1 pseudogene is annotated in these 447 nt (G+C 68.7%); it reads left to right on the top strand.

The window, feature by feature from the left end:
• Positions 1–447: pseudogene (locus tag AC1DOP_RS27300) on the top strand (hypothetical protein); the annotation flags it as partial.

Raw genomic sequence — 447 nt, 5'->3', positions numbered from 1 at the left:
GCCTGAAGGACAAGAACCAGCGTACGACCATCGGCCTGCTCGACGCCTATGACGAGTGTCTGGCCGTGAAGGCCTGGCCGAAATCGGACGTGAATCTGCCGATGACGCCCGGCCAGCCCGACTTCGTGTTCGCCGATCCCGAGGACGGGGTGGTGGCGATCAAGAACGGCGACGAGGTGCTCTACGCCTCGCTCTACTGGCGGGCCAATTGCGGGGTGAACCGCCTGGCGCGCTTCCACTACCAGACGCCGTCCGTCGACCGTATCGCCACCATCGCCGCGCGGATCGACTTCGAGCCCAGCGGCAAGACCTGCGTACGCCGCGCCACGCCGCACATCTCGGCCGGCTCGATCCCGATCGTCGCCTATCCCGGCGAGGCGCCCGCCGCGCTGGAGGGCGAGGTGCTGCCCGTGGCCAAGGGGCCGCCAGAGGCGCGCTACAAGGATC

The sequence above is a fragment of the Massilia sp. 01N410 genome (assembly GCF_056399665.1).
Note: the sequence above shows the minus strand (reverse complement) of the source record. Positions and strands in the feature narration are given on the sequence as shown.